Source organism: Haloquadratum walsbyi C23 (assembly GCF_000237865.1).
Lineage (GTDB): Archaea > Halobacteriota > Halobacteria > Halobacteriales > Haloferacaceae > Haloquadratum > Haloquadratum walsbyi.
On sequence record NC_017459.1, the window covers coordinates 2,879,393 to 2,904,491 of the forward strand.

Sequence of the window (25,099 nt, forward strand, 5' to 3'; positions counted from 1 at the left end):
ACTAGCTAGGAACGATAGGGCGGTATCAGAAGAAGTAGTCGAACAGTATATGGGGAAACCCGCCCTCACAGGTTATTGAGAGCTATTACAATGTGTCAAAAATGGCATCGGCTGCTCGTAATGACAATGCTGCGATTGTCAGAGTGGGATTCATCGCACCGCCTGTCGGGAACACTGAGGAGCCAACAACCCAGAGATTTGACAACTCATGGGTGCGGCAGTCAGCGTTAACAACACTTTGATTCGGATTTGTGCCCATCCGCGTCGTCCCCATTTGATGATACGCTGGTCCTGTTGAGTCTGGTCCAACAGTCCATTCAATCGATGCCCCGAGTGTTTCAAGAATTCGTCGCTGGATATTATTCGCCCGACGGATTGCACGGCTGGTTCGTTCATCGATTGACCACTCAACGTGTGGAACGGGATTTCCATGAGTATCAGTCTCTGAGTGATTCAGTGTAATCCGATTCGATGCGTGAGGTAACTGTTCAACGAGCCCACCAACAGCAATGTGGTTCCCGTATGATGCCTGCAACTGTTCAAGTAGTTCATCACCCCACGTATCGGCTGTAAGTGCTTTATTGACAGGTGATGGACCTGCATAGTTGAGGAATTCAAGTTTAATTCCCTCGACCGGAGACGTATCGTCATAAAATTGATGACACTCACTCGTATTGAACCCAACGTGATTCTGTCGTGTTGGTTCATCAAGCTGACCACCAACTCCAGCGAAAAGATGATCTGTGAAGAATCGACCAACAGCGCCAGACGTATTAGCGAGTCCATCCGGGTGCTGATCAGATTGCGATAATAGCAGCAGTCGTGCGTTCTCAACACCACCACAAGCAAGGACAAATCGCTGTGCAGACTGGTGATACTCAGTTCCGTCTGGGGTCATATAGACTGCTTTTTTAACTGCCTTACCGGTATCACCATGCACAAGTCGCTGAACCGGGGCTTGATCAATAATATGAGCGCCTGCTGATCGTGCTTTTTGAATATGAGACTCAGCAGTATATTTTGCACCTGACGGACAGACCGGTTTACACGTTCCATATCCCTGACATGCTGCTCGTCCATCATATCGTTCTGAATTTCGAGCATTTGGCACTGAGTGCATGTCAATTCCAAGTGTCTCACAGGCTGGGGCAAAAAGTGAATCCGAGTGAGAGGGTGGAAATGCTGGAAGCGGATGTGATGTCTCACGCGGCGGCGCATACGGATTGTCCATTGCACCAGCAACGCCAAGTGCTGACTCCGCAGCAGCATAATATGGGCGGAGATCAGTGTAATCAATCGGCCAATCCACCCCAACGTCATATCGACTCTTCATCTCGAAGTCTCGTTCATGTAGTCGCATAACCATTCCCTGCCAGTGGAGAGTCGACCCTCCAACACCTTTCACACGCGCTGCATTCAATGGATAGCCGCGTCCTGCTGTCGTGTACGCGTCACGTTGGCCACCCATTTTCCATGGGTCACTCATTCCTGGTCGAATATGTTGCTCTTGTTGAGTGAGACGGTCTGCATCTGAGAACTCCGGACCTGCCTCGAGAATCACAACGTCCAAATCTTGATTTGCAAGCCGATATGCAATGAGTGCACCCGCTGGTCCTGCACCGACAATACAGACGTCGGCTTGCTCACTTGGTGTCCGATCTTGTGCATTATCGTCACTATCGTTATTTGATATCGCAGATGTGGCTGCTGGGCTATTCATTTGATTGTTGATTTGAATCGGTGTTTATTCCAGGACGTTGATAGCTTTTGATACCACCAGGGTGTCCTACGGGATTCTCAATACCAACAAGACTCCCTCCTGTCGGTGTCGTATAAAGTGCATACAGAAGATCATCAATAAGATAAAATCGAATCTGTTCAGAGATTGTTCCATCATCGATTGGGTCGGCTGTGTCGACTCCAAGATTATCAAGAAGCGTATCTGCAGTCGATGAACTTACTGCGGCATATGGGGTATCATACCAATCACGGGCAACCGCGTCAAGTTCAACTGCTGCATCGACCATCCCCTCGCGATATGCTGGGCGATTAGCTGTCCGTGCTTGTGTATATCGTGCAACAAACTCACGCCGATTCTCAACAGTGCTTGGATATATGACGGCTGCAACCGCATCAAGTAAATCAATGACTGCTTCACTAAGCCCCTCAGTGGCTGTACTACCTTGATTTGTCACCGGTGATACGGTATTCGATGCTGACTTACCGGATGAACCGCCAAAGTCAGTCAGTTCAATCGACATAGCACCGGCTCCAACACTAATGCCAGCAGCTGTCAGTGCAGCAATTACATCGCGTCGAGTCAGTTCCACGCCAAGAGATTAGGTGAGCCTAAACTTAGCTATTGTGTCTGAATACGAGATGTGTAGGATAATAAAGTACACACAGCTCTAGAGATACATATTTGACATCCTCCCGCGTGTAAAGACCTGTCTCTTACCCATAAGTCGTCCCGACAAGATGGACAGGGCAAAGCGGTGAAAATTGCTTTATCATCGGGAGTTGAGAGTCTCATCCCGAGCAACCGGGTATGCCGACGACGAGTTGACCCGGTTTGAGCAGCCCCTATAGCCCGATCGGCAATCCCAATCGGCGTCTCAGTCCGTCAGGATTTCTCTCAGATCCTCCTCGACAGCGGCTCAAACGCCACGGTGGATGCTGTGAAGTACTCGGGGACAAGCCCCGAGGCACTCGCCCTGCTCCGCCTGTAGACTTATTCTTGTTCCGAGAGTTTTCAGATAAGTGCAGAAAATACTATATTTATTATTGTCATAAAATACATTCATTACCCGTGACTCAGTCATGGGATTCGGACATCATGTGTAAGCGTTCCAATCCCCTCAATTGTGATATCAATATGATCACCATCGACAAGCGCTGCAACGCCACTGGTTGTTCCTGTCGAGATGACATCGCCAGGTTCAAGCGTCATATATGTGGTAATCTCTTCAATCAACTCGGGAATAGAAAAAATGAGTTCAGTTCGCGTCGAGGACTGTCGTATCTCGCCATTTACTCGTAACTCAACGGTTGCATCGTCTGGCACCTCATCTGGCGTTGCTAACACCGGACCCATTGGGGCAGCGTTATCAAATCCTTTGCCGCGGACCCAGTTTTGCTCACGGTCTTGATCATCGCGGTTCGAAAGATCATTGAGACAAGTGAATCCAGCAACGTACTCCATCGCATCATCGGCAGAAACGTTTCGTGCCTGGGTACCTATGATAACTGCTAATTCCGCCTCGTGATCAATCCGATCTTTATTCGCTGGTAATGTGACTGTGTCGCCGTGTCCTGCCAGCGTATTCGGAGGCTTCAAGAATAATAATGGTCGGTCCGGAATATCTTTATTTCGTTCTTTGGCATGATCAGCATAATTTAATCCAACACAAACGATTTTTGTTGGATTGCTTGGCGGAAGGATGCTCACAGTATTGGTGTCATATGTTTGATCTCCGAAGGTCACGTGATCTCCGTGCCACGTGCCGTCTCGGGTAGATCCCGCTGGGTCCTGAAATCTGACTCGATGCATATCAAGTTGCTTGTATTGAAACGAAATGCTTCTTTCCCTTCGGTCTCTACTTGACATCCTCCTCCGCCTGAAGCCGGAAGGAATCCCGAGCGTTGGGAGTTTCAGGTTTGGGTTTGCAGACTCCCAATACCAAGCCAGTCCACCGTTGGAATCGGTGTGTGGCCGGCACTGGGCAGTCTCTTGGGAGTGCCAAATCTCCGCCCCCGGTACTCCTATCCTCAACCGAGGCGAAGTCCCTGTGTTGGTTGTGTCACAAGCGCTTCGGTTGGTGTCACTTTCACCGGACTTGGAGTTACTTGCATCGGTGACGATAGCTCGATGCTTGTTATTTGATTCCCACATGGGGCATATTCTGTTTCCAGCGTAGGCGGATACTCGCACTCGAACCGCCACTTTTCGGGCACTCGGCTACATCGGGGGCACAACCGATGCGCCGACGCTGATATACACGCCGCTTTCCAACAGAAACGTTCGGAATCTCTTACTGTGACGGCGTGGTATTGCGCCTGTTCAGCGTATAATAGGTATTTAATATTCGATTAGGACTTGGACTTATGTGCTAACGTATAGTGTCAACTGCCTCAGGGTCAGATCAAAGCCCCGAGGTATCCGCGTTTATTCGTGATGAAACACATCTTTTAGTATCGGTCTATAGATAGTGATAATTGATGACGATGGAACTCACCTGGCATGGTCATTCTACATGGCATGTTGATGTTGATGGGACGACATTCCTAATTGACCCATTTTTCTCAAATCCCCACACAGAGCGTAAGCCGACGGACATCAAAACGCCAGATTATGTCCTATTAACACATGCACATGCTGATCATATCGGCGATGCCGACGTATTCACTAATACGACTGTTGTCGGTGTTCCAGAGATGACTGGCTACATGGAATCAGAAGTTGGATTTACTGAGAGTATCGGAATGAATATCGGGGGAACTGTTGAGTGTGGTGATGCGTACGTGACAATGCACCGTGCTGACCACACAAATGGGTTAGAAACCGATTATGAATACAGTATCGGTGTTCCAACTGGATATATTATTAGCGATAACAAACCAACACGGACGGCAGATACTGATTCGACAAGTTTCTATCATGCTGGTGACACTGGATTAATGTCAGAAATGAAAGATGTGATTGGTACGTATCTCGAACCAGACGCGGCCGCACTCCCAACAGGTGATCATTTTACGATGGGACCAACACAGGCTGCGATCGCTGCGGAATGGTTAGATGTCGATCATGTGTTCCCAATGCATTATGACACGTTCGGTCCAATTGAAATCGATATTAATGAACTCGTTGAGGAGGTCGGTTCGGGTGATACTGATGCAACAGTGCATGTGCTTGATGGAGATGAGACATTTATCCTTTGAGTATTTATTATAGAGATTCGAGGCGAATACACCCGCCTTCCCGTGAGGGACGACTGTTCCGACCCTAAGTCCGAATCAAGAGACGTGTTGCGTGTGTGGAAAAACAGATGAGAATCAGCGTGTTGAATACGGCTTATATGTGTGCGAAGAACATAACGGTGCGTCCAATGCGGACGTGAATGTGACGGAGAACATTCGTCTCGATTTGACATCCTCCTCTGCGTGAGCGCAGAGGAGGATGTCAATTATGACACTGTAATTCACACTTTTTAGTGGTCGTTTTGAGACGGATGTGGTCAGTGACATCTGCTGATTGTAAGCTATCAAGATGTCAGAATCAGAGTCGGACTCAGTTGAGAGAGTCTATTATTTGAGTAATTCCAACACGGAATCAAGTTCACCAAGCGACGGAATAATATGATCTGGATTGATTGGAGAGTTTTCAACATCTGAAATATCAGTAACCCCAGTCTCAACAAGTACTGTTTGCATTCCAGCCCCATTACCGAGGGCAATGTCAGTATCAAGTCGGTCACCAACAACAAGGATATCATCTGAGGGAAGTCCTAGTCGATCAATCGCCATTTTACGGGCAATCTGACTTGGTTTCCCGAGGACAGCAACTGGCTCGCGACCAGTAACATTCGAAATTGCATCAATGACAGCCCCAGACCCGGGCACATCCCCCTCCGCAGCGGGGATAACAACGTCTGGGTCGGTTCCAAGAAATGTCACAGATTCATCCGCAAGGATATCGAGACACAGACAGAGTGTATTATAGTCAAATGAGCGATCAATTGACGCAATAAGAACGTCAGGTGGACTTTTTGTTTCGCTATCATATGTCTGAATATCTGTGACTGATAATCCATCAGCAGCAAGTAATTCAAGAAGACCCGTTTCTCCAACGACAGCGATAGTATCATTGCTATGATACTCGATGAGATATTGTTTTGTCACTGTACCAGCGGTCAACACCTCTGTTGCATCGACAGAAATCCCAGCGCTCTCAAGTCGGGTTTCATACGCTGTTGGTGGCTTTGTTGGGTTGTTTGAGACAAACAATCGCTGAAGTCCACGGTCAGCAACAGCTGTCACTCCACGTATTGCACCAGGCAGTGGTTCTGCACCCCGTACTACCGTCCCATCAACGTCGAAGATAATTCCACGCACTGTCATTGAGATGAGATAGTTTCGAGACACTGTTGAAGATAGCGACTGCTGCATCGTCTCAAAGATAATCTGATACGATCCTCTTGTATCCAGATATAAAGGATTCAATCGCATCACGCCGGTGAATTAGGATATAGGGTTTGTACCACATACGATATCATTCTTGTTAAGGGTAGAATCTCAAAGAGAAGGAGTAAACGACCACGGGTCGGGTGAGGTGACCCGTGGAACTCTCGCTGCTTCCTTTAGAAGTATACTCCAAGTTTCGCCAACAAATGTTCTCCCCCCACCCCACTTAGTTCAACGTCGGACGCATCGCAACGGTCTTTAAAAACGGATAGATCACATTCAATATATTGTCCTTCGCTACTCTATCATAGACTTAAGATGTCTTGATCATATTGTGCTTTGAGAATTTCACGAGCGGGATAATTTGACCTTCTTTGCTTTCGAGGATATCGGATATTAGTAAATCGGTCGAACACCCACCTGTGTAGGTCAAGATACTGTGTATAGCTGAATATAGAATAACTGTTATGACTCAGGAGCGTATATTTTTAATTACAGTGATAGATACGTTGGAGTCAATTTATAATGGAATGCGACGAGCGGGTGAGGCAATTGTCGCCCCATTACGGAGCGGAAATGGTCCGAATAAGTTTCGATTATCAGCTGTCGATACCGCAACGACAACTCACGATGGTGATGATGGATGGGCAAAGCGTCCACCCGCAACTGTAGCTTGTCCACGATGTGAGAGTGATATTCTCCAGCACAACGCATACGATGATATTGACTGTCCGCGGTGTGTTGCGTCATTCGATGCAGATGAGTTTTCTGAGCTAGAATTAAGAGGTCTTACCTGTCCAGTCTGTCGCGATGACATGATGCATGGTCAGCGTCATCCAGAGGCATTCGACATTGTTGAATGGGCAACTTGTAATTCCTGTCGATATCACTGGGAGTTTAAACATTCATACGACTGACCTACTACTGAAACTAAATGTACTGGGGTAAGCAATCTCAATACGCTGTATGTATGAGACGTATAGTACACAAATATGTATCTAACAGCATTTGAATGACGTAAGACTGTGTTCTTTAGGACCACTGAGAGAATTTTCAATCAAATTTTCACAGTGACGCTTCACTAATATCTGACTCGGGTATCCTGAGATCAAATGCGAACCCCTGACTTCTGTTATGATCCCGAGTATATCGTTCACATTAGCTAATATCAGGGAAGAAAGCGAATATTCGATGGTACACAGAGCAAATATTCATATGGGAACTCGTAACCGACCCCCACAGTACTTCGCTCACCCTGACGGGTTCGCTCGTTGAGGAAGGGGCTTTGATATAGGACTCGGCGTCAACTGTCGCCAGGGAGGAAGGTTGATCCTCACCTGTGCCGACCGATCTTCTGGGTCTTCGCCCCCACCGTTCAGGCGACGGGCTACTGCGGCCCGTAATACCGCCGACTTGTGCGACGATATCACTGATTGGGACAACAGACCCCTAGAAAAAATGAATCGGTGGAGAGTCCTGTCGGCTTCCTCCCCACCTTTCCGTTCCGACTGGGCGTCAGGACTCAACGATTGGGGCTCCGGGTTGAAACTGCTGACTTTAGATTTAATTCGAGACAGACTACCAGTTGTATTCCTCGTGAACTTGACGGCCCTCATCATTCAATAACGGTCCAGTGATTTCAGTGATTCCATCAAGAATATTTGCGGAGCGAACAGGGGGTTCATTGCCAGTAAACTCTGCAATCTCATCACTCCCAACGCTGTAGACGGTGGAGTCAAACCCAGCCGTTACCATACCACCGGCACACATCGGACAGGGTTCGGTAGTTGTATACATAACCATTTCAGCGCGCTCATCGGAGTCATATGCCTGACAAGCACGGTATGCAAGGTGGAGTTCAGGATGACGTCGGATATCAGATTCTGTTATTTCACGGTTTGATTCACGCATCACAACCGTATCATCTCGAACGAGAACGGACCCAAACGGCTCATCACCACGTGCAGCAGACTCACGTGCGAGTTTCAATGCCTCTTGCATATGCATTTCATGATCAAATGTATCGAATTTTGAATCGGTCATAATTGATTGCTGATTACTATTTGAGATTACTTATGATCATTGAGTGATCTGCTTTATTCAAATTCAAAATTGTCAAATAAACATGTGATACTCATGTGTTATTAGTAACTGTACGTAGTGACTGTCTCACCGTCATGATTGGTTATAATCACGGTATCGCCATCATTGTCCCAAACTGGCTCACGCTTGCCCCAGTATAGTTCGGTGTCTGAGTTTGACCCACTTCCAGTATAGAGCGTCATGCTCTCTCCTGGATTAATTATTACTCCTGCCGGGAATGAGTACAGATTACCTGCCTTATCACTGATTGTCCAACCGTTCAATTGGATCCGACTAGTCCCAGTGTTTTTGAATAAAACATACTCATCATCGAGATTGTCATATTCATTACCACTTGCATCTTCATGCACAGTCAAAATATCAATAGGATGTGATACTGCGCTTGTCTGTTCAGGTGATGAGATATTGTCGCCCCAAACACCGGTCGCAGTATCGCGTGCCTGTTGTGCGGTTTTTTTATATTCCTTCGTACGCGAAAATTCACTCTCGTAGTGTCGGGCATATCCATTTTCAAGAAGTCGCATATTGAATGAAGTCGTTGCTGATGGTGAGTAATATACATACGCGAGGAGTCGATCATAATATCCTCGGCGGTCTGAAACTGGGTCAAATATAATAATAATCTCCTCATTCGCGAGGCGGTCGGTCGTATACGCTGATGCCTGAGTGCCCCAGCTAGCTAACCAATCTCGACCATCCGCTGATGTTGGGACGCTTTGCCACTCATCAGGGGTTGTCTGGGTTACTGCTGTCTCTGGTGTGTCGACACCAAGAAGTCGAACTGTCTCTACCGTGCCGTTTTCATATTGTATATTGATTGTATCGCCATCAATAACCTCGACAACAGTAACACGTGTGCCAGACGCAGCACTGAGATTAAACTCAGGCGTGGATGCCGTCTCTGTGAATGATCCGTTCACTGAAGACGCTGGTGACTCTGTTGGTGCTATGCTATCATTGACTTCAGCGCAACCGCTAAACACAACTAAGAGAGCAATACCGAACATGACAATACGACGCTGAGAAACATTCATGATATATGTAATTGAGTATCGGTATCTTTCTGCCCTGAAGGGCAGGTTTTAGGATCAAATCGTTCCTAAAATTAAGACACATAGTTTTCACCGATATTTTTGCTGAAGATTAGGGTCTCTCCCATGATTATCAGCTGTAATAATGCATACCTATAGTTTATCACGCCATCGAAGTGAGTTTTTATTCAGTTTTTCGACAGTTGGCTTTCCTTCTTCAATCATGATATCTGCGATATCAATTGCTTTGTGAAGTTCTTTCTCAGAGAGATTTTCATAAGCAGGGCGTCCGTCAACATGGTCGTACCATTCGTCTTCAAATGTATTATCAAGCACAACACGACCGAAGCAATGATTCAGATGGATTGGCCACCCATCGCTATCCTGTGCCATATTTGGGAGTATCTCATTTACTTTTTCATCGTACTCTTCACGAAGTTCGGAGAGATTAGTTCCAGTCAGTGTCTCCTGACTCATATATCGAATAAAGTAACCACAGTCTCAAACGATTTGTGAATTTGCTGCCGTGTTTCAAGAGTTCGCCTTCTGCTGGTCTATGTTATCATACACATTTTCGTGTCTCACGATAATATTGATAATGATTTGATTAAAACTCGATATGGGTTTTTTATTCTTACAATTACTATGATATATTGATGGTAACATTTGAGTTCGGATGGATTGGGTTACTCTTAGTGATGACAAGTGGTGGGTTTGGAGCGATTGGAATATTACCATTCTTTGGGATTGGACCAGACGCAGATGATCGAAGTAATCAGATAAAAGCGTTTGTCGTGTTTTTTATTATCCTTTCATCGATTGCAGCAACCGCAGCCGCAGTCGTATGACCTATTATACGTGTGTGGACTAGCATCTTGTGGCTGGCTCTATGACGACTTGGTATCAGTGTTCGAATCAATAGATAACTTAGAGCATCAATATCGGTGATTGCATTAATTTGAACGGGTAGAGCACAGGTGAATCGCTCTTCCTCGTCACCGAGTTTCCGGTGGATGTTCGTCTTACCGTGTTCCTGACAGCGAGTGGTAATAATATGGTAGCATTGGCGTTCCTGTTTGAGTTGTCCGTAATCGAGGACGAGTGTGCCCTTCGTCTGCATTGTCTCGCGGTCGAGGGCGGTGAGCGCGACGTTGCGCTCGTTGATGTCTACGCCAACCACAGTATCAACGGTGTCAAGTTCGGGCACGTCGAACTCGCGTGTGACCGTGACGTGTAGGGAGTACACGCTATCGCGGCACAGGAGTTCGACCTGCCCCACATCCACCTCATCCGACGTGAGGGCGTCTCAAAGTTCGTCCATCGCATCCGACTCACCTCGCAGATGACCCTTCACCCTCATGATTTCGGGGTAATGCGGAACTGGACGCGGTTCGTGTCGTCCTCAACAGTGAGGCGGTAGCTTTCCGTGTGCGCCATCATGAATGGGTACACACCGGATTTGTCCGCACTCGGTGGCGTCGGCTTGCTGCCTCCGGCATCAGGGTCGTCTTGTTCGCACCACCACTCGAGGAGGGATTGGTGGGAGTCCCATGTTTGGAGGACTTTGCCGACGACCGCGCACTTATTACTCCGCAGGAATTCATCGTGGTCAACCTGTTTTTGTATCTCGGTGCAGTTGTACCCTTGCTGTTTGAGGCGGATGGTTTGGTTGAATATCTCGCGTGAAGCGGGCATCGTGAAGCCACGATTGTTCACCAGACGCTATGTGAAGGCGCGTTTGAATGGTTTTCGTGGCTTCTTCACACATATTCTGATAATCATTTCAGACTGGCATAAGTGTAGGCACGAGGGATAAAGAGGTACCGAAGTCATTCATATTCGGCTAGTTCCTGTAAGTATAGTATGATTTTGTCTGGTGTTCCAAGTATCGACACCCGGTTCTTGACGTAGTGGAAGGAGATGTGAATGTGAGGGAGTTATAGAATTTCGAGGAGAATACCCGCGTCTTCAGGCCTGTCTCTTACCCACAACTCGAGTCAGGATTTTAGCGGAACGGGATCGGCGAGCACGACTGAAATCCCCGGTATCTACAGTTTCAGCATCTCTTTGGAACAATTGTAGTGGAGTCGATTACCGGCGTTCTGTAATCCCCACAGCCGATATCATTGTCTGAATCGCTTCTCGCCTCGGTTTTTTGAGTTCAAAATACCTCTGAGAGCGTCTGAAACGTCCGGTTACGACTCCACAAACTTATGGGTAAGAGACAGGTCTTCAGGCGCGGGATGAATCCGACAACTCCTCCGCAACCACCGCCGATGGCTGGACGGGATATTCCACCGTTCTCAAACACCAAAGTTTAATTCTGAAGCGAGTATAAATTATTATACAGACGTTCAGAATGTTAGAAGTCCACCGAACCCATCGAGTGAAAATCCTCAATCACGCACAGGTAGAGGGATCGCTTGACAGGCATGGGTGGAGTGCATCGAAACTCTGGAATGTCGCCAACTACCACTCTCGACAAGAGTGGGAAGCCACGGGCGAGATACCTGACCACGGCGATCTTAAATACGAGTTGAAGACTCACAACAACTACAAGGGATTGCACAGTCAATCCAGTCAGCGCGTTCTGGAGGAACTCGCTGAAGCCTTCAACTCGTGGTACGGCAAGAGGAAGTCTGACACTCGAGCGAATCCGCCCGGCTACCGCAAAAAAAACTACTACGACCAACAGGGTCGCCGCGTCCACGAAGAACACCCTCGTTCAACAGTAACGTGGAAGCAGAACGGCATCAAACACGACACCAAGAACAACCGTGTTCGACTCTCAAAAGGCGCGAATCACAAACAACACGCAAAAGCGTGGGAATACATCCTTGTCGAATACAAAACCCGGTCCAGTGTTACCGTCGAAAACGTACAACAGGTCAGATCCGTCTACGACAAGGCCAAACAGCGGTGGGAACTTCACATCGTCTGCAAGCACGAAATCGAGACACCCACCGCGCCCGGCAACGAGACTGCTGGTATCGACCTCGGCATCTGTAACTTTGCCGCTGTTGCGTACAGTACCGAGGAAGCCGACCTCTACCCCGGCAATCGCCTCAAACAAGATGGCTACTACTTCCCAAAAGAAATCGCCAAGTGTGATGACTCTGGTGGTGAGGAATCCACTCGACTCCATGCGAAGTGGTCGGAGCGCCGAACCCACTTCTTCCACTCCTTGGCGACACACATCGTTGAGCGATGTATCGAGAACAGTGTTGGGCGCATTAACATCGGAAAACTCGCTGGTGTCCGCGAAGATAATAACGGTAACGGTAACTCGAAGAACTGGGGGAAGCACGGAAATCTCGACTTGCACGGGTGGGCGTTCGACAGGTTCTCGAACATCCTCGAATACAAGGCGAAGGTCGAGGGAATCGAAGTCGGAGAAGTGTCAGAGCGTGACACGAGCAACACGTGTTGTGTCTGTGGGAGAAAAGACGAGAGTCAGCGTGTTGAGCGTGGCTTGTACGTGTGTGAAGAACACGACGACGGCGACGACGACGGCGACGGGGATGCGTTCAACGCTGATGTAAATGGGGCCGAGAACATCCGTCTCGACATCAATCACACAGAAAGTAACTCTGAGTCTGCACCCGATTTGGGTGGGGATAGGAGTACCGGCTGGTTGGCACAGCCTGGAGTCTACCTTCATGACCTCTCCCGAGGATTCCAACCTCGGATAGAGGTGGTGGACTGCAAACCGTAATATCCCAACCCAAACGGTGCGGTGCCGTGGGATTCCTCCGCGTGAACGCGGAGGAGGATGTCAATTGATGAGACTGCCGACCACTCCGGGCACGAGACTCTGGCGTTGGAGATTGCAGACGAAGACGACCACGTACACCTGTTCGTGCAAACAGACTCAAAACACAGTCCAACAGATATTGCCCGGCAATTCAAACCGCACGCGAGTAAGCAGTTGCTGGAGCGGTATCGCGAGATTCGGGAGGCGTATTTCTGGGGTGGCGGATTCTGGACGGTTTGGTAGTGCGTGGGAACGACAGGTGCGGTGTCGGAGGAAGTGATTAGACGGTATATCGAAGAGATAGAACACGTGCCAGAGTGACGCGCTTCACCCCGCCCACGGTGGGGCGGGGAACTCGCGCTGTTTTTTCATTTAGAATATATCGGTAATCGCTTCAGATTGGTCGGCGGAACGTTGAGGCAACGCCCGCAAGTACCGCACTAACAGCAAGCACAAGCACACTGGCTGCATTGAGGAATGCAACAGCCCCAACTCGAACTTTCCCGAAGATCTCGAGTGGGACTGTCGTTATCCCAGAACCAGCAAGGAAGAACGTGATGAGAAACTCATTGAATGAGAGTGCAAACGCGAAAAGTGCACTTGCAATAATCGCCGGACGAAGAAGTGGTAGTGTGACTGTCCGGAATACGGTCCACTCAGTTGCCCCGAGGTCACGTGCTGCCGCTTGTAATTGTATATCTAATTCAGCGTATCGGGCAGCAATCAAGAATGTCGTGAATGGAAGTACCCAAAATAAGTGTCCAACAGCAACAGGCACAAGACCAAAACCAATTCCGATATGACCAGCAGTGACTCCGATTCCAAATGCAAGGACAACCGTCGGGACAAACAGCGGCAATGAAATAATGACACCAATAGCTTGCTGTATCGGTCGTGAGAGATCACTCCACGTCAAGCTATATGCTCCAGCAAGCCCAAAAATTGTCCCACCAATCGCGGAGAATACCCCAAGTCCAATGCTTGTCATGAGTGCGCGAAGAAACCGCTGATCTGTCAGAACATCAATATACCATTGTAATGAGAATTCTTCAATTGGAATTGTCGGTTGTCCGCTTGGTGAAACAGAGAGATAAGCAACAACAAAAACCGGTATGTAGAGAAATAAAACCGTTAATATAACAACTACGCCTGGAAGTCTTCCTGCTCCATACTTGAGTAATCGGCGGAAATTATCGATACGATCAGGTTCAATCATTGACTCGGATGTGATCGGTGAATCAGATATCTTTGCATTGATTGTTTCATTCGCCTGGTTGTCTGTGTATTTGGTAACTAATTGATATTTCGTTGATAATCATTATTAGCTGCTGGTTACCACTGTCGTAATTCCGTTCGGATTTGTGGGATCGAAACGCCAAGTAAGATACCGGCGACTACAATTGTAAGGAAAATAAATGACAACGCTGCTGCAAAACCATACTCAAAGTATGTCTGAAATGCATCAACGATGAGTGTTGCAATCATTACATCGCCTGGTCCACCGAGAATTTCTGGTGTTGCATACGCGCCAGCAATTCGTGCATAGACAATTAATGCCCCGGCGAGAGCACCCGAATATGTTTGTGGGATAACCACGTCCCAGAGAACCCGTATGTTCGTAGCGCCAAGATCACGGGCAACCTCAATCAATCGATAATCGAATTGTTCCATCGAGACAAACAGTGTTAGTATGACATATGGAAGATAAATATACACAAATCCAAGAAACATTGAGACCTCGGTATACAGCATCTCAGTTGGAGTCGAGATAATTCCAACTCCGGTAAGAACCGTATTAAGTAATCCTCCTCGTGCGAGAATCCATACCCATGTATAATTCAACACAACATAATTTAACCAGAGCGGAAGGGTAACTGAAAGAAGCCCAAGAAGTCGGTATCGCCGGGGACAACGCTGTGTCAACCAATATGTTACTGGATATGCGATAGTAATACAGGTTGCTGTGACAACAACTCCAATGCCGAGTGAGTATATGAGTGTCTGTCGATACAGTGGTTCCATTGCTGTGGCATAATTTGCTATCGTGAGGCTCGGTCCAATGCTCTCAATAAAGAGTAAAATGAGCGGCACGACACCAAGAATAATAGCTAATGCGGTCGGACTACTTGCGATAAGTTCACTGCGATTTCGATCATACCACTGAGAAGTTTGGTCACTGTGCCGGGTTGATACAGGAGAAGTTGTCTCTGATCCCGCAGAGTTATTATTCGTATCACTATCATCGTCGCCAATATCTGTTGTACTCACGACTATGAATTCAAGTCTGGTTCTTGATTCCCTGCGATGGGATTCGTATTTTTATTTCGGTCAAGAACGCCATTATCACCGTCACCATCTGTAGATTCGCGATTATAATTATTCTCGACAACTAATACACCGCCATCGATCTGAAGTGTGACAGAGTCGCCGACTTGGAGTCCCGCATTGAGATTGAGCGGCGTTTCTTCATCCGTTCCGGCAGATGGTTCGCCTGCTGTTGTCCTAGATGCACTCGAAGTTACAGTCGCTTTTATTTCGGACGGTGGTTTGGGTATTTGTGCATTTGACTTTATAGAGTCGATTGTATTCATCTGTGTGTCGTGTGGCTCAATATGTGCATCTGTTCGTATCGTCACTTCGATACTGTCGGCTAGTTCAATTGTCGCTTCCTCGTAAAATCCTTTATACGCACTTGTAATTACTGTCCCGTTGATTCCCTCGTCGGCAATGGTGAATGCGTCGGGTCGTAATGCAATGGTTACAGTCTCTCCAACATCTGGATTGACAGTGTTCATCGCTGGAGTAATCATTCCGATCGGTGTGTCAACAGTGACTGTTGATTCTGCCATATCACACTGAATGACTGTTCCGCGAAGAATTGTTGCATCCCCAAGGAATGTAGCAACGAATCGAGTTGCTGGGCGAGTGTACAACCGACGCGGCGAACCAACATCAACAATCGCCCCGTCCTGCATGACTGCTATGCGATCAGCCATGCTGATTGCGCTTGTCTGGTTGTGTGTTACATACAGAAATGTCGTTTCTGACTCACGTTGGATCTGTCGAAATTCTGATTGAAGACTCTCTCGTAGTGACTTATCCAGCGATGCGAGTGGTTCATCTAATAACAATATAGCAGGGTCATTTACAAGCGCACGCGCAAGTGCAACTCGCTGTTGTTGTCCACCTGAAAGCGATGCTGGATCTCGGTCGCCAAATCCACCGAGATTGACCAACTCCAAAGCTTTCGTGACACGCGATTGCCGCTCTGGATTGTCAATTCCTTTTCGGGCAAGAGCATACCCAACGTTTTCTGCGACTGTGAAATGTGGGAATAGCACCAGATCCTGAAATACCATATTTGTATCGCGTGTCCGAGCTGGTTGGTTCGTTATCACCGTATCGTCAAGATGTACTGTTCCTGCATCAGGCGCTGTCAATCCAGCTAATAACCGAAGTGTGGTTGTTTTTCCGCATCCGGAGGGACCAATAAGTGCAAAAAATTCTCCTGATTCAACAGTGAGATCAATCTTATCAACTGCTCGTGTCGATTCAAATGACTTTATGAGTCCAATCGCTTTGAGTGCAGCCACACTTAGTTCGCCTCCGTCTTCGCCTGGCTCCACGTGTTAGCGTATTGTTTAATCAGTTCAGGCGGCTTTGGCTCTTCATAAATAAATCGATCAGGATTATCAAGTCCGTATGATTCCCGGGTGACATCTTGTTCAGAGAAGACCTGATCGTTCGGAACAGCAATATTGTTTGGCTCCATGAGCGAGCGATATCCCATCATCGTGTGCCACTCCTGAATGAATGTGTGTGCAAGTTCTGGATTCTCAGCTTCCGCGTGAATCGTATGCTGAATGAACCATGCTTTTGTGCCCTCGCTTGGATAAACGCGTTCGACTGGAAGCCCATCATCCTGCATCGTCTGAATAACATAATTCCATACCGGTTGGACACCAACCTCCTCATTACGAAGCAAGCTCTCGGATTCACCACCGTTATTCCATAATCCACCGGTTACTTCAAGACGCTCGATTAAATCTGATTGTAGAGCATCAAAATCAATCTCAGATGCAGAGCTTGGATTGAGCGGCGTGTCAAAAGCTGCATTTCGGTAGAGAACTTGTAGCCGTGCGTCGTCACGACCACCTGAAACCCCGTTAAGTGAATCTGACCAAAGATCAGCCAATGCAGTGATTTCAGTCTCTACGAGATCCACGTTTACCGCGAGTGGCGTCTGTCCGAAACTTCGTGGGGACCCATAAATATCACCGTCAGTTTCAAAATATGGCTTCTTCAAGAAGTCAAAGATATCATCATATGCAGGGATTTGATCGATATCAAGCGGTTGGATGTATCCCTCATCCATCGCTGGTTTTACTGCATAATTTCCGAGTGGGACCAAATCATAATCAGCTCTCCCAGCACGCAATGCGGCAAGTGTCTCTGCAGACCCCTGTGCGGCTTGCCGCTCAACTGTCACTCCATGTCGATCTTCAAATTCCTCAATGACCCCGTCGTTGTAGACATATCCCCAGTCAATCATAGTGAGCGTTTGTGATCCTGACCCGATCCCAGCACACCCTGCAAGGCTGGTTGTCGCAGCAGCACCAACACCTGCAAGAAATCCACGCCGTGATTTGTCTATCATTATCGAACATAAACTCCGCACATATATTCATTTTACGTTGGGTAATTATTTTGTTTATATATAGAATGAATTGACCCTCCTTTCACCTGAAGCACTGATATAACTCAGATGTGCATACCAGCACTGATATATACAGTTCATCTAACAGAGGTATTGCTCCTGATCTGCTCTCTGATAGTGATTAGTGCGAGTCTTTACCGCCGTGATTATCCGTGTCGGTGATAGGAGACGCTGATGACAGTCTTGCACTTGCCTGTCTCACAGTGTCTGGTAGGATTCCTCACTCTACATAGAACATTCATCATCTCGATGACTCTCTCACAGGACACTAATTCAATTTTGCCTGAACGCAAGTCGTGTTCGCTTGCTATGATTTGCTCTCGGTCGTTATATGAGAATTTAGATGCTTTACTGTGCTCTGGGCAGCATAGTAAAGGAACTCACTTCGAGAATTGAACCCCGTTCTTCCACATTGCATTGATGTTTTCGGGAATGTTTTGTTGAGTCTAAGCTTGACATAGATCGCCTTGTGACCCATCGTCACCACACCTTGTTGTATCCGCATCTTATGTGTCCCAGGTCATAAAACGCGAATCAATGTCAGCGATGACTTCCATCGCAAATCGTCACGAATTCTCCGCAGTTCCGGTGACCGCATACTCAGTGAAATTAAGATCTATAAAATACCTGAAAGCAGCGGATATAATCAGAGTGGACTCGCCGGGATTCGAACCCGGGGCCTCTTCCTTGCGAAGGAAGCGATCTACCACTGATCTACGAGCCCTTCAGTGAATAACTAGATATCAGTTCATTTGTAGCTTCTGTTTTATATTACTCATCACTCAATCACACAGATAGCGATGCTGTATTGAGAAGCGACACTCGTTGATCATTCAACGATTATACGACTCTCGATTTCGTTTCTTGCTGAAAGTAGTCGAGTGTGAGCAAACGGTATCGATACGTGAGATACTGCTTACAATTGAGGAATAGACCAGTCACAATTATTGTCAGAGATCAGAGGTCACAGGTCACAAGTCATATTATGTGCATAACAGAGTCATCAGCCCTCAGATATGATCAACTATTAGTCTTCGAGGACAATCTCGATGCTGACATCATTTGGCACCTGAATTCGCATCAGTTGCCGTAGAGCGCGTTCGTCGGCATCTATATCAATAAGCCGTTTGTGGACACGCATCTCCCAGTGCTCCCACGTAGCCGTTCCTTCACCGTCGGGCGATTTTCGGGTTGGGATTTCAAGTGTCTTTGTTGGAAGCGGGATTGGTCCGCTAAGATTGACTCCTGTTGTGTCTGCGATATCACGAACGTCATCACAGATGTCGTCGAGGTCGTCTGGACTCGTGCCAGCGAGACGAACGCGTGCCTGCTGCATTTATCGCTCGTCGACCTCAAGGACCTTTCCAGCCGCGATGGTTTGTCCCATATCACGAACTGCGAAGGACCCGAGTTCAGGAATTTCATTAGACGGCTCGATACTAAGTGGCTTTTGTGGTCGAACCGTCACGACAGCAGCATCGCCTGATTTAATGAAGTCTGGGTCTTCTTCAGCAACCTCACCAGAGGCGGGGTCAAGCTTCTGATCGATTGATTCGATTGTGCAGGCAACCTGTGCGGTATGTGCATGGAAGACCGGTGTATATCCAGCAGTAATCACCGAAGGATGCTGCATCACAACAACTTGTGCTTTGAACGTTTCAGCAACGGTTGGTGCGTTTGATGATGGACCACAGACATCACCACGCCGAATGTCATCCTTACCAATACCACGAACATTAAATCCAACATTGTCACCAGGACCAGCCTGATCGACCTCCTCATGATGCATCTCAACGGTCTTGACCTCGCCGCCAACGTCTGAAGGCTGGAATGAGACATCATCACCAGGGCTGACAGTGCCAGTCTCAACACGACCGACAGGTACCGTTCCGATACCAGAGATGGTATAGACATCTTGGATTGGGAGTCGAAGTGGTGCATCGGTCGGTGGTTGTGGTTCTGGCAGATTATTGAGTGCTTCAAGCAGTGATGGACCGTCGAACCACGATGTGTTATCTGAGGACTCAGCGACGTTGTCGCCTTCAAATGCGGAAATAGGGATATATTTCGCATCGTTAGCGTTGAATTGAACTTGCTTCAGGAGCTTGTCAACCTCGGTCTTAACATCCTCGTATGTCTCTTCGCTATAGTCAACAATATCCATCTTGTTGACGCCAATGATGAGTTCATTAATCCCAAGAGTTCGTGCAAGGAACACATGCTCTCGTGTCTGCGGTGCAACGCCGTCATCCGCTGCGACGACGAGAACAGCGTTATCAGCCTGGGATGCGCCAGTGATCATGTTCTTCACGAAGTCGCGGTGCCCTGGGCAATCGACGATCGTGAAGTAATAATCCTCAGTGTCAAATTCTTGATGAGCGATGTCAATCGTGACACCACGCTCTCGCTCCTCAGCAAGATTATCCATCACGTAAGCAAACTCGAATCCACCCTTACCCTTTTCTTCAGCTTCCTCGCGATGTTGTTCAATAACATGCTCTGGTACAGATCCTGTCTCAAACAGGAGTCGCCCAACGAGCGTGCTCTTTCCATGGTCAACGTGACCAATAATAGCCAAATTTTGATGCGGTTTGTCACTCATAGGTGTATAGTGCGCACAAAGGCGCTCTGTAACGGCTAGATTAGCTTGAAAGACCTAAAACGATTTCGATACGTACACGGGTCAGCGCGCCGGCGTATCGCGGTTTTTCATGTCACTCCCTGCCACAGAGAACCGCAAGACAGTGTCTGCTCCATATAGATGAGTTCCCTGTGAGTGCACTGTTCAAACAGAGATCAAATATATATCTGTCGCCGCCGGTTTTGATGTGACGGAGAGATTCTGAGCCGATATCCGGTGGTCTGTCGTAATCTATCGATATCTGTCATGTATAAAACTCTATGTATAACACTGAGATCGAGAATGAACTTATAACCGACTGACATCCGCAAGAATAGCTGATGCTGTCTCAGGACCACCCGCACCACGACCACTCAGATTTAATTGACCTGCGTTCGTTGTTTCCAATTGAACAATATTTCGCGTTCCGGTCACAGCTAACGCGGTATTCTGTGGAATAAGCCGTGGTCCGACATGAACGCCTGTTGGCGTTGCTTCACCAACAAGCCGGATTGTTCGACCTTCCTCAGCGGCTAGCTCAAGCGCGCTTCCAGGAATATTTGTAATTCCATCGACTGTTGCATCTGCGAGTGTATACTCACGATTATCTGTTGAAAGGACGTTTGCCAAGATAACACACTTCAATGCTGCATCTGTCCCCTCAACGTCGAAAGCCGGGTCAGCCTCTGCGACCCCAAGATCTTGTGCCTCTGCAAGAACGTGCTCATAATTGATCCCTTCAGTTGCCATGCGTGAGAGAATAAAGTTCGCTGTCCCATTGAGAACACCACGGACAGCAGTAACTTGTGCTGGGGAGATATCTTCAAGTGTTGAGAGGACCGGAATGGCACCGCCAACCGTTGCTTCAAACCGGAGTGAACCGTCGCTATCGCGAAGTACTTGCTGGACATCTGCGTATCGCTCTGCTACCGGTCCCTTATTTGCAAGCACTACGTCCCGGTCGCGTTCAAGCGCCGTCCGAAGGTGTGAGAACCCTGGTTGTGCGTCTCCAAGCGTTGTTGGAGTCGCCTCAATAAGGACGTCATATGTCGCATCAACTGCAACACTCGAATCTGACTCCCCAACTGTTCCTGTCTCATCCTTTCGTGTAAGAACAGCATCTGTATCGATTCCGTTTGGGTCGATAGCTGCAGAAGTCGAATCGGCAAATGCTGTGATTGTATGTCCATATTCTGAAGCGAGATCAACAACAGCACCACCAACAGCGCCGGCGCCAACAACAGCAAGTCGCTTGCCTGTCGTTCGGGACTGAGGATCAGCCATACTAGATTGCCTCCTCAGTGAGAGGTTCAATAATATGAAGCTGTTTGTCTGCAACAACATCACGCACCGCAGCGATTGCATCTGCTGTCCTTCCAGCGCGAGTTGCTAACCGCAAGCGCGCACTTGAGACATCATCGCGTCCTTCCGGTGCACTCAATGCAACATCTGCCACCGATACTGACCCACACTTCTCAATACGTTCAAGTGTATCCGATAGATCTGTTTCAACAAGATCACCAATAAGCATCACAATAACCTCCTCCGCATAACGTTCTGCACCTGCTTGGATAACATTGACATCCTCAGCACGGAGCGCATCAACAATGATATCAAACCGATCGGGAGGACACTCAAGATCAACTTCGACTGGAATGCGCCCCCGGGGCGTGAGGTTGCCTCGCTCATGAAATATTGACAATAGATTGCCGCCATTCTCGGCGATTGGTTGAAGTGCAGCGAGCAGTTGCCCAGGTTCATCAGTGAGTTCAAGTCGCACCGTGTGTGGCTGTGGATTGTTTCCACCATCAGGCTCGATTTCGATTTCGCTGGCTGGATCATCAACTGGTGCTGGGATGGTATCACCATCTGATGTCATGTCATTTTGATTATGCTCGTTTTCGCTCTTACCTTCGCTCTTAGTTGTATCAGCGTCATGATTGTCCGGTGGTCTCCGTTCGGGCGATGTCACTGCCAGGGCACCTCCGACAGTGAACTTCGTGTCAGTGCTGTGCGTGACGGGATAAGAGAATAGTCTAGTTTCGCGTCGACGCATTGAGATTCAGATACTGTGCCCGTACGCATACCTCACGTTCAAGATACGAGGTGATATAAGTCTTCGTCGATGCCGTGTATCCCAATCATAGTATGAAAATGTGAGTGCTATATCTCATCCCAACGGTGCAGCACATCTGCCATTGAGCTGTCTTATGTTTTCGATTGCGACTGTGGATGGATATCACAATTAAAATTATATTCGATAATGACACTGATGTCATATGATCAATATCTCAGAGCGCGTTTTTTCCTGTAATAAGCGAGTAGAGTCGAGTGAGTGAGTATATAGAATAGATACTCACACGATGGTAGTTTAGAACTGATCGACAGAACCTGGAAGTTCGAGTTTCATCCCCTTGCGCTCGCGTATCTCCATGATCTTCTCACGCTGAAGCGTATCTGAAAGTACACGGAATCCAGCATTTTCGGTATTCCATGAGGCACGACCTTCCGTTGCTGAACGAATATCGGAGGAGAATCCAATCATTTCTCCGACTGGAGCAATCCCCTCGATGACCATTAGATCACCTTCCTGGAACATATCATCGACACGACCACGTCGTCCTTGAATCTCACCAGAGGCTGATCCCATATGTGCAGAGGGAACGTCAATACGGACGTCCTGAATTGGTTCAAGTAACTTAATATCACCGTCGATGAGTGCCCTGTGAACAGCATCACGAATCGCTGGAATCACTTGCGCTGGACCACGGTGGATTGTGTCTTCATGTAACTTTGCATCATGCAAACGGAGCAGTGCACCCTGCGTTGGTTCTGCTGCCAGCGGTCCATCATCAAGTGCCTCCTCAAGTCCCTCAATAACGAGTTCCATTGTCTCATTGAGATGCTGAATTCCCTTTGTATCGTCAATGAGTATATTTGTCCCATGAATATGTTCGACTTCTTGAGAGGTGTCTTTGTCCATGCCGGCTTCTTGAAGCGCCTCGCGTCGCTCCAGTTCAGGCATATCCATTGAAACCTCACCAAGTTGAATCGCATCAACAATGTCGTTGCTGAGTTGTTCAACAGTAATATAGAATTTATTATGACGATTTGGCGAAACACCTTCGACCTCACGGGATGCATTCTGTGGTGACTCTCGATAAACAACAATCGGTTCACCTGTCTGGACAGGAATTCCTTGATTTGACTGAATACGTTTTGTGATCACTTCAAGATGTAGCTCACCCTGTCCGCTAATAAGATGTTCACCTGTATCTTCATTAATCTCAACACGAATTGTTGGGTCTTCTTTAGCGACCTGTTGGAGCGTTTGAATGAGTTTTGGCAGATCATCCATATTCGTTGCCTCAACAGACTTTGTAATGACCGGCTCAGAGATGTGTTCAATCGACTCGAACGGCGTCATCTCGACTGATGAGACCGTTGAACCAGCAATTGCATCACGAAGTCCGGTCACGGCTGCAATATTTCCTGCAGGAACTCCCCGATCGAGCTCCTCTCGTTCACCACCCATAAAGATTCCAACTGATTGAACGCGATTTGTCCCAACTGTCCCAGAGACATAGAGTTCTTGCCCCTTCTCGAGCGTTCCACTGAATAGCCGCCCAGTGGCAATCTCACCGGCATGTGGATCCATCGAAATATCAGTTACCATGAACACAACATCTCCATCATCTGTGACATCGCGCATCTGTGTTGCGAGATTTGAGCTGTCATCACCTCGCCAGACACGGGGGATACGTCGCGGTTGTGCATCAAGTGGATCTGGGAAGTGCTCAGCAACCATATCAAGCACAACATCTGATAACGGCGTCTCTTCATGGAGTTGTTTTCGCTTATCGTTTTGCTCCATTTCAATGATTTCTGGGAATCCTATACCAGTTTCAATCATTGACGGCGCAGAAACGCCCCATTTGTATAGTGCTGACCCAAAGGCAACAGTCCCATCTTCGACTGAAACCGTCCAGTCGTTGATATCATCGCGGTTTTCTGTCATGCCACGAATCAGTTCATTCACATCGGCAATAACAGTCTGTAGTCGCTCTTGCATCTCCTGTGGGCCTTCTTGAAGCTCAGAGATGAGACGATCAACCTTATTGATAAATAGTGCAGGCTTCACACCCTCTCGAAGTGCCTGTCGAACCACAGTTTCTGTTTGTGGCATCGCTCCTTCAACCGCATCAACAACGACGAGCGCACCGTCAACAGCACGCATCGCTCGAGTGACATCGCCACCAAAGTCAACGTGGCCAGGGGTATCGATAAGATTGATGAGATGATTGGTATCCTCATACGTATGTGTCATCGACACATTTGCTGCGTCGATTGTAATTCCACGTTCCTGTTCATCCTCTTCAGTGTCCATCATCAATCGGGTCGCCTCACCCTCATCGGCGATCATCCCCGCCCCAGCAAGGAGATTATCAGTCAGGGTCGTCTTACCGTGATCAACGTGAGCAGCGATGGCGATATTCCGGATCTGCCCCGGTGCGTCCATCAGTTGCTCACACTCTTGGACGATCTTCTTTCGTCGGCCCATTATAGCAGTCTGTATCGGCAGGAGGGGCAAAAGGGTAGTGTTTTGATGATATGACAAGTGCTATGTATGACACGCGTAGCGTTTAGACCGGTTCAAAGGCGAACATCTGCGATTTTATGTAAGAATGAACCTA

Annotated in this window: 21 protein-coding genes, 1 tRNA gene and 4 pseudogenes; 7 read left to right on the plus strand and 19 right to left on the minus strand. The window is 47.8% G+C overall.

Annotated features, from left to right (window positions below; genetic code table 11):
* Positions 1 to 85: 85 nt before the first annotated feature.
* The 4 genes from HQRW_RS12980 to HQRW_RS15955 all read right to left on the minus strand — a co-directional run bounded on the left by HQRW_RS12980 (position 86) and on the right by HQRW_RS15955 (position 3,954).
* Positions 86 to 1,720, minus strand: coding sequence for a GMC family oxidoreductase (locus tag HQRW_RS12980; protein WP_014556953.1), 1,635 nt, complete (start codon positions 1,718 to 1,720; stop codon positions 86 to 88).
* The gene (locus HQRW_RS12985; RefSeq protein ID WP_014556954.1) at positions 1,713 to 2,330 is read right to left on the minus strand and encodes a twin-arginine translocation signal domain-containing protein; all 618 of its coding nucleotides are present in this window, start codon (positions 2,328 to 2,330) and stop codon (positions 1,713 to 1,715) included. The genes HQRW_RS12980 and HQRW_RS12985 overlap by 8 nt, the downstream gene beginning before the upstream one ends.
* Before the next feature lie 488 nt (positions 2,331 to 2,818).
* On the minus strand, positions 2,819 to 3,550 hold the full coding sequence (locus tag HQRW_RS12990) for a fumarylacetoacetate hydrolase family protein (protein WP_014556955.1): 732 nt from the start codon (positions 3,548 to 3,550) through the stop codon (positions 2,819 to 2,821).
* A 218-nt stretch (positions 3,551 to 3,768) separates the two neighbouring features.
* Positions 3,769 to 3,954 (minus strand): hypothetical protein, encoded by a 186-nt coding sequence (locus HQRW_RS15955; protein WP_158307767.1) that lies wholly within the window; start codon positions 3,952 to 3,954, stop codon positions 3,769 to 3,771.
* Positions 3,955 to 4,224: 270 nt separating this feature from the next.
* Between HQRW_RS15955 and HQRW_RS12995 the strand changes: the two genes are divergently transcribed.
* Positions 4,225 to 4,938: a metal-dependent hydrolase gene (locus HQRW_RS12995; RefSeq protein ID WP_014556956.1), complete on the plus strand. Its 714-nt coding sequence runs from the start codon at positions 4,225 to 4,227 to the stop codon at positions 4,936 to 4,938.
* A gap of 79 nt (positions 4,939 to 5,017) precedes the next feature.
* A pseudogene (locus HQRW_RS16610) lies at positions 5,018 to 5,161 on the plus strand (RNA-guided endonuclease InsQ/TnpB family protein); the annotation flags it as partial.
* A 143-nt stretch (positions 5,162 to 5,304) separates the two neighbouring features.
* Here HQRW_RS16610 and HQRW_RS13000 read toward each other — a convergent pair.
* Complete coding sequence (locus HQRW_RS13000) at positions 5,305 to 6,117, minus strand: HAD-IIA family hydrolase (protein WP_014556957.1); 813 nt, start codon at positions 6,115 to 6,117, stop codon at positions 5,305 to 5,307.
* 530 nt (positions 6,118 to 6,647) lie between these two features.
* Here HQRW_RS13000 and HQRW_RS13005 point away from each other — a divergent pair.
* The gene (locus tag HQRW_RS13005) at positions 6,648 to 7,097 is read left to right on the plus strand and encodes a hypothetical protein (RefSeq protein WP_014556958.1); all 450 of its coding nucleotides are present in this window, start codon (positions 6,648 to 6,650) and stop codon (positions 7,095 to 7,097) included.
* A 661-nt stretch (positions 7,098 to 7,758) separates the two neighbouring features.
* Here HQRW_RS13005 and HQRW_RS13010 read toward each other — a convergent pair.
* The 3 genes from HQRW_RS13010 to HQRW_RS13020 form a co-directional block, all read right to left on the minus strand.
* Positions 7,759 to 8,223, minus strand: coding sequence for a nucleoside deaminase (locus HQRW_RS13010; protein ID WP_014556959.1), 465 nt, complete (start codon positions 8,221 to 8,223; stop codon positions 7,759 to 7,761).
* A gap of 101 nt (positions 8,224 to 8,324) precedes the next feature.
* Entirely contained in the window at positions 8,325 to 9,317 is a 993-nt protein-coding gene (locus HQRW_RS13015; protein ID WP_014556960.1) for a lamin tail domain-containing protein, read from the minus strand.
* Between the two features lie 150 nt (positions 9,318 to 9,467).
* Positions 9,468 to 9,791: a hypothetical protein gene (locus tag HQRW_RS13020; RefSeq protein WP_014556961.1), complete on the minus strand. Its 324-nt coding sequence runs from the start codon at positions 9,789 to 9,791 to the stop codon at positions 9,468 to 9,470.
* 179 nt (positions 9,792 to 9,970) lie between these two features.
* Here HQRW_RS13020 and HQRW_RS13025 point away from each other — a divergent pair, with 179 nt between their 5' ends.
* Positions 9,971 to 10,162, plus strand: coding sequence for a hypothetical protein (locus tag HQRW_RS13025; protein ID WP_011572571.1), 192 nt, complete (start codon positions 9,971 to 9,973; stop codon positions 10,160 to 10,162).
* A 128-nt stretch (positions 10,163 to 10,290) separates the two neighbouring features.
* Here the strand turns inward: HQRW_RS13025 and HQRW_RS17050 are convergent.
* Positions 10,291 to 11,082: pseudogene (locus tag HQRW_RS17050) on the minus strand (RNA-guided endonuclease TnpB family protein); the annotation flags it as partial.
* A gap of 44 nt (positions 11,083 to 11,126) precedes the next feature.
* Between HQRW_RS17050 and HQRW_RS15715 the strand changes: the two are divergent.
* The 3 genes and pseudogenes from HQRW_RS15715 to tnpA form a co-directional block, all read left to right on the plus strand.
* A pseudogene (locus HQRW_RS15715) lies at positions 11,127 to 11,254 on the plus strand (IS200/IS605 family transposase); the annotation flags it as partial.
* Positions 11,255 to 11,673: 419 nt separating this feature from the next.
* On the plus strand, positions 11,674 to 13,029 hold the full coding sequence (locus HQRW_RS13035; protein ID WP_014556962.1) for an RNA-guided endonuclease InsQ/TnpB family protein: 1,356 nt from the start codon (positions 11,674 to 11,676) through the stop codon (positions 13,027 to 13,029).
* A 54-nt stretch (positions 13,030 to 13,083) separates the two neighbouring features.
* Positions 13,084 to 13,389, plus strand: a pseudogene (tnpA, locus tag HQRW_RS13040) (IS200/IS605 family transposase); the annotation flags it as partial.
* A gap of 73 nt (positions 13,390 to 13,462) precedes the next feature.
* On the opposite strand, the gene HQRW_RS13045 reads toward tnpA, so the two are convergent.
* From HQRW_RS13045 to HQRW_RS13090, 10 genes are all read right to left on the minus strand, one after another.
* Entirely contained in the window at positions 13,463 to 14,284 is an 822-nt protein-coding gene (locus tag HQRW_RS13045) for an ABC transporter permease (RefSeq protein WP_014556963.1), read from the minus strand.
* Between the two features lie 116 nt (positions 14,285 to 14,400).
* A complete protein-coding gene (locus tag HQRW_RS13050) occupies positions 14,401 to 15,336 on the minus strand; it encodes an ABC transporter permease (protein WP_014556964.1) in 936 nt (311 codons plus the stop codon).
* Between the two features lie 2 nt (positions 15,337 to 15,338).
* Positions 15,339 to 16,661 carry an ABC transporter ATP-binding protein gene (locus tag HQRW_RS13055; protein WP_014556965.1) on the minus strand — a complete coding sequence of 441 codons (1,323 nt, stop codon included), beginning with the start codon at positions 16,659 to 16,661 and terminating at the stop codon, positions 15,339 to 15,341.
* 2 nt (positions 16,662 to 16,663) lie between these two features.
* Positions 16,664 to 17,725 carry an ABC transporter substrate-binding protein gene (locus HQRW_RS13060; RefSeq protein WP_014556966.1) on the minus strand — a complete coding sequence of 354 codons (1,062 nt, stop codon included), beginning with the start codon at positions 17,723 to 17,725 and terminating at the stop codon, positions 16,664 to 16,666.
* A 712-nt stretch (positions 17,726 to 18,437) separates the two neighbouring features.
* Positions 18,438 to 18,509, minus strand: a tRNA-Ala gene (locus HQRW_RS13065).
* A 303-nt stretch (positions 18,510 to 18,812) separates the two neighbouring features.
* Positions 18,813 to 19,121, minus strand: coding sequence for a 30S ribosomal protein S10 (gene rpsJ / locus HQRW_RS13070; RefSeq protein ID WP_011572578.1), 309 nt, complete (start codon positions 19,119 to 19,121; stop codon positions 18,813 to 18,815).
* Positions 19,122 to 20,387, minus strand: coding sequence for a translation elongation factor EF-1 subunit alpha (tuf, locus tag HQRW_RS13075; protein WP_011572579.1), 1,266 nt, complete (start codon positions 20,385 to 20,387; stop codon positions 19,122 to 19,124). It lies immediately after the preceding gene.
* 327 nt (positions 20,388 to 20,714) lie between these two features.
* Positions 20,715 to 21,689, minus strand: a complete 975-nt coding sequence (locus HQRW_RS13080; protein ID WP_014556967.1) for a homoserine dehydrogenase — start codon at positions 21,687 to 21,689, stop codon at positions 20,715 to 20,717.
* Between the two features lies 1 nt (position 21,690).
* A complete protein-coding gene (locus HQRW_RS13085; RefSeq protein WP_049892350.1) occupies positions 21,691 to 22,284 on the minus strand; it encodes an amino acid-binding protein in 594 nt (197 codons plus the stop codon).
* A 492-nt stretch (positions 22,285 to 22,776) separates the two neighbouring features.
* Entirely contained in the window at positions 22,777 to 24,966 is a 2,190-nt protein-coding gene (locus HQRW_RS13090; RefSeq protein WP_014556969.1) for an elongation factor EF-2, read from the minus strand.
* Positions 24,967 to 25,099: the final 133 nt, after the last annotated feature.